We start from the raw sequence: 5,099 nt of genomic DNA on the forward strand, positions 1-5,099 counted from the left end.
GCCTACCGTGCCGACCCCACCTTCAAACCAGCTCCAGCGCGTCCGACAGGTGTTCCACGGGCTCGATCTGCATGCCCGCGATCTTCCTGCGGATCCGGTTTCCGGCGGGGATGATCGCGCGGGTGAGGCCGTGCTTCGACGCCTCCGAGAGCCGCTCCTCGCCGTTCGGAACCGGTCTCACCTCGCCCGACAGGCCCACCTCGCCGAAACAGACCAGTTCCGGGCCCAGCGGGCGGTCGCGCAGCGACGACAGCGCCGCGACCAGCATCGGCAGGTCCGCCGCCGTTTCCGATACCCGCACGCCGCCGACCACGTTGATGAAGACGTCCTGGTCGAACAGCGCAATGCCGCCGTGGCGGCTGAGCACTGCGAGCAGCATGATCAGCCGGTTCTGTTCCAGACCCAGGGTCACACGGCGCGGCTGCGGCGCGTGGCTCTCGGCCACCAGGGCCTGTACCTCCACCAGCAGCGGCCGCGTGCCCTCCCGGGTCACCATCACCACGCTGCCGGAGACCGGCCGGCTGTGCCGTGACAGGAAGATCGCGGACGGGTTGGCCACCGGCTTCAGCCCGTCCTCCTGCATCGCGAACACGCCCAGCTCGTTCACCGCGCCGAAGCGGTTCTTCACCGCGCGCAGCATCCGGTAGCGTCCTCCCGGATCCCCCTCGAAGTACAGCACGGTGTCGACCATGTGCTCGAGTACCCGCGGGCCCGCGAGCTGACCGTCCTTGGTCACGTGGCCGACCAGGATCACGGTGATGTCCCGCTGCTTCGCCAGCCGCACCAGCGCCGCCGCGCTCTCCCTGACCTGCGACACAGAGCCCGGCGCCGACTGCAGTGCCGCCGTGTAAAGCGTCTGGATGGAGTCGATCACCAGTACCCGGGGGCGTTCCCGTTCGCTGGTCGCGATTACGTTCTCCACCTGGGTCTCTGTGAGCAGGCGCAGTCCCGAGCAGTCCAGGCCGAGCCGGTGCCCGCGCAGGCTGACCTGCTGTGCCGATTCCTCGCCGGTGACGTAGAGTGTCTGCTCGGCGGGCAGCATCGCGAGCACCTGCAGGAGCAGGGTCGACTTTCCGATGCCGGGGTCGCCGCCGATCAGCACCACGGAACCCGGGACCAGTCCCCCGCCGAGGCTGCGGTCCAGTTCCGAGATCCGGGTCGAGACCCTGGGCGTTGCCGCCACCGGCACCTCGCCAAGGCGGGTGACGCGCGCAGCCTCCCCGGCATAGCCGCCGGCACGCGGACCCTGGGCGGCGGTGCTGGCCTGGAACTCCTCCAGGCTGTTCCATGCCCCGCAGTCGCCGCACTGCCCCGCCCACTTGGCACTGGTGGCGCCGCACTCGCGGCAGACGTACTGAGGGCGGGCACGCGCCATCAGGCCGGCTCCTCCGGCGGGAAGGCGGGTGGCGGGATGCGCACCGTGCGGATGGTGTTGCTCTTGATCTTGACGATGTCCATCACCACTCCGTCGATCCGCACGCTGGCCGGGGCCTCGGGGATGTCCTCGAGGTGCTCCACGATCAGGCCGCTAAGGGTCTTCGGCCCATCCACCGGCAGCCGCAGTCCGAGCGCGCGGTTCAGTTCGCGCAGGTGGATGCCGCCATCGACGACCACGCTGCCATCCGGCTGGCGCAGCAGCTCGTCGCCCATCATCGGCGAGTCGGTGGTGAATTCGCCGACGATCTCCTCGAGCAGATCCTCGAGGGTGACCAGTCCCTCGATGTCGCCGTACTCGTCCACGACCAGCCCGATCCGCCGCTTCTGCTGCTGGAATTTGATCAGCTGCCGGTTCAGTGCCGTGCCGGCGGGGATGAAGTAGGGGGGCGTGATCACCTGGCGCAGGTCCTCCGGGCCGAACGACTCCCGGTTCTTCAGCGCGAGCACGTCGCGCATGTGCACGAATCCGATCACCCGGTCCATCTCGCCCTCGATCACCGGGAGGCGGGTGAAGCTGCTGGTGAGGATCTGCTCCAGCACATCGTTCCAGTCTTCCTCCAGGTCCAGTGCCACGATCTCGTTGCGCGGGATCATGATGTCCTCGACGGTGGCACGCTCGAGGTCCAGCAGGTTGATCAGCATGCGCTGGTGCCTGGGCGGGATCAGCGCACCCGCCTCCGCGACTACCGAACGGAGTTCGTCGGAACTCAGTGCCGCACGGTGTCGATCGTCCAGCCGGATTCCGAACAGCCGGAGAACGCCGTTGGCGAGAAGATTGATCACGAAGACCACCGGCCACATTACCCTCAGCAGGCCGCTGTAGATCCAGGCGGCGGGGTAGGCGATCCGCTCGCTGTGCAGCGCGGCGACGGTCTTTGGCGCGGTTTCGGCGAAGATCAGCAGCGCCAGGGTGAGCAGGCCGGTGGCGATGGCCACGCCGGTGTCCCCGAAGAGACGCCAGCCAATGAATGTCGCTATCTGCGTGATCAGGATGTTGACGAAGTTGTTGCCGAGCAGGATCAGCCCGATCAGCCGGTCCGGCCTATCCAGCAGGCGCGCGGCCAGCCGGGCGCCGACGTGGCCCTGCTGAGCCTTGTGGCGCATCCGGTAACGGTTCACGGCCATCAGGGCCGTCTCCGAGCCGGAGAAGAAGGCCGACAGCAGGAACAGAACGAACAGTACGGCGAACAGTGCAGACAGCGGGATGTCGTCCAAGCGGCGGTTCCTCGCGCGAGCCGTGTCGCGTTTGAATTCTAGGGGCTAGTGGACCACGCGGAAAGTTCGCTACGAGATCGCCTCGCCAGACAGGCCGGGGCGCCCGCCCCCTCCGGGGGCCTGAGCGGCCGGTGCCGGAGGCGTCAGATGCGCTGCAGTATCACTTCCAGCACCAGCTTGGAACCGAAGTAGGCGAGTACCAGGCTGACGAATCCGCCGGTGGTCCAGGCCAGCGCGCGCGAGCCCCGCCAGCCGAAGCGCCAGCGCCCGATCAGCAGTACCGAGAACATGATCCAGGCGAGGATCGACAGCACCGACTTGTGCACCAGGTGCTGGGCGAACAGGTCCTCGAGAAAGATCAAGCCGCTGGCCAGGCTGAGCGTGAGAAAGACCCAGCCGACGAAGATCATCCGGAACAGCCACAGCTCCATGGAGAAGAGCGGCGGCAGGTGCCGCACCAGGCCCTGGGCGCGATGCTCGTGAAGCGCGCGGTGCTGTGCCGCCATCACGGCGGCCTGCACGGTGGACAACGCAAGAAAGGCCCAGCCCAGCGCGGCCAGCATGATGTGGATCTCGACGTAGGGGGTCGTCGTGATGCGCCGTCCCTCGTCGCAGGTCAGTGCCACCAGCAGCGCCAGCGCGGTCAGCGGCAGCACGATCACGCCCATGATGGCCAGCGGATGGCGCAGCGCGGCCAGCCAGAGCAGGAGCGCGACCAGCCACAGCGCGGCCGCCAGGGCGTTGCCGAGGCAGAGATTCAGTCCCGCGTCGGTCGCGAGCAACTGCGACAGGGCACCCAGGTGGACCGCCAGCGCGAGGGCCCAGACGACGAGGGGACCGCGTGGCTGCGCGGGAGTCGGCGGCCCCCTGCGTGCGGACACGATCAGGTAGCCGGTGGTCACCATGTACAGGGCGATGGCGATCAGGCCGATGACGGTGCTCATGACCCGCGATTATCCACGCATCGGGCGGACAATGCATCGCGGTGGCCGCAGACGGTACACTGCAGCGGGTATTTTTCCACAGTATGGGAGCAGACATGTTCGACGGCCTTTCCAGCCGCCTCCAGGCAACGGTCAAGCGCCTAAAGGGTCACGCCCGGCTGACCGAGGACAACATCCAGGACGCCCTGCGCGAGGTGCGCATGGCCCTTCTCGAGGCGGACGTTGCCCTGCCGGTGGTTCGGGAGTTCATCACCGAGGTCCGGCAGAAGGCCGCCGGCCGGGAGGTCGTCGGAAGCCTGACACCCGGTCAGGCCCTGATCAAGGTGGTGCACGACGAGCTGGTGCAGGTGATGGGCGGCACCGGCGCGGGGTTGAATCTCGCCAGCCAGCCGCCGGCGGTGGTCCTGGTGGCCGGCCTCCAGGGAGCCGGCAAGACGACCAGCGTGGGCAAGCTGGCCCGACTGCTCCGCGAGCGCGAAAAGAAGAAGGTGGCGGTGGTCAGCTGTGACGTCTACCGGCCGGCCGCGATCCAGCAGCTCGAGACCCTGGCCGGCCAGGTCGGTGTCACCTTCTACCCAAGCGATACGGCGCAACGCCCGGAGGCGATTGCCGGCGCGGCGGTGGAGCGCGCGCGCCGCGAGATGAAGGACGTGCTGCTGGTGGACACGGCCGGCCGGCTGCACATCGACGACGCGATGATGGCCGAGATCCAGTCGCTGCATCAGGCGGTCGATCCGATCGAGACCCTCTTCGTGGTCGATGCGATGACCGGCCAGGATGCGGCGACCACCGCGCGGGCCTTCGGGGACGCCCTGCCGCTGACCGGTGTGGTACTGACCAAGGCCGACGGTGACGCCCGCGGCGGGGCCGCCCTGTCGGTGCGCAAGATCACCGGAGTTCCGATCAAGTTCATGGGCATGGGAGAACGGCCGGACGCGCTGGAACCCTTCCACCCGGAGCGCGTGGCCTCGCGCATCCTGGGCATGGGTGATGTGCTGACCCTGGTCGAGGAGGCCACACGGCAGGTCGATCAGGACAAGGCGGAAAGGCTCGCGCGCAAGCTCAAGAAGGGGCGCGGCTTCAATTTCAACGATCTGCACGACCAGCTGTCCCAGATGCAGCGAATGGGTGGCATCGGCAGCCTGCTGGAAAAGCTGCCCGGCGCCGGTCAGTTGCCGGAGGCGGTCAAGACGCAGGCCAATGACCTGGAGATCCGTCGGATGATGGCGGTGATCGGCTCGATGACGGAGCAGGAGCGCCGGCGTCCGGAACTCATCAAGGGCTCGCGCAAGCGCCGTATCGCCACCGGTTCCGGCTGCCAGATCCAGGATGTGAACCGCCTGCTGAAGCAGCATGCCCAGATGAGCAAGGCGATGAAGAAGTTCTCCAAGGGCGGGGCCAGCAAGATGATGCGCTCCCTGGGCGGCCGCATGGGCGGCATGGGCGGACCCGGTGGCCCTGGAGGCGGCCCCGGCGGTTTCCCGTTCCGGTAGGAGCGGCCTC

Annotated in this window: 4 protein-coding genes; 1 reads left to right on the forward strand and 3 read right to left on the reverse strand. The window is 68.0% G+C overall.

The window, feature by feature from the left end:
- Positions 1 to 22: 22 nt before the first annotated feature.
- The 3 genes from radA to ACESMN_RS13215 all read right to left on the reverse strand — a co-directional run bounded on the left by radA (position 23) and on the right by ACESMN_RS13215 (position 3,596).
- Positions 23 to 1,375, reverse strand: a complete 1,353-nt coding sequence (gene radA, locus ACESMN_RS13205; protein ID WP_373054072.1) for a DNA repair protein RadA — start codon at positions 1,373 to 1,375, stop codon at positions 23 to 25.
- Positions 1,375 to 2,652 carry an HlyC/CorC family transporter gene (locus tag ACESMN_RS13210; protein WP_373054073.1) on the reverse strand — a complete coding sequence of 426 codons (1,278 nt, stop codon included), beginning with the start codon at positions 2,650 to 2,652 and terminating at the stop codon, positions 1,375 to 1,377. The genes radA and ACESMN_RS13210 overlap by 1 nt, the downstream gene beginning before the upstream one ends.
- A gap of 143 nt (positions 2,653 to 2,795) precedes the next feature.
- Entirely contained in the window at positions 2,796 to 3,596 is an 801-nt protein-coding gene (locus tag ACESMN_RS13215) for an inner membrane protein YpjD (RefSeq protein ID WP_373054074.1), read from the reverse strand.
- Positions 3,597 to 3,691: 95 nt separating this feature from the next.
- Between ACESMN_RS13215 and ffh the strand changes: the two genes are divergently transcribed.
- Positions 3,692 to 5,089: a signal recognition particle protein gene (gene ffh / locus ACESMN_RS13220; RefSeq protein ID WP_373054075.1), complete on the forward strand. Its 1,398-nt coding sequence runs from the start codon at positions 3,692 to 3,694 to the stop codon at positions 5,087 to 5,089.
- Positions 5,090 to 5,099: the final 10 nt, after the last annotated feature.

It is taken from the genome of Thioalkalivibrio sp. (assembly GCF_041690275.1).
In the GTDB taxonomy this organism is placed as follows: domain Bacteria; phylum Pseudomonadota; class Gammaproteobacteria; order Ectothiorhodospirales; family Ectothiorhodospiraceae; genus Thioalkalivibrio.

Coding starts and splice junctions, on each gene's coding strand:
- radA (WP_373054072.1), bottom strand. CDS start 1,375: ATGGCGCGTGCCCGCCCTCAGTACGTCTGCCGCGAGTGCGGCGCCACC.
- ACESMN_RS13215 (WP_373054074.1), bottom strand. CDS start 3,596: ATGAGCACCGTCATCGGCCTGATCGCCATCGCCCTGTACATGGTGACC.
- ffh (WP_373054075.1), top strand. CDS start 3,692: ATGTTCGACGGCCTTTCCAGCCGCCTCCAGGCAACGGTCAAGCGCCTA.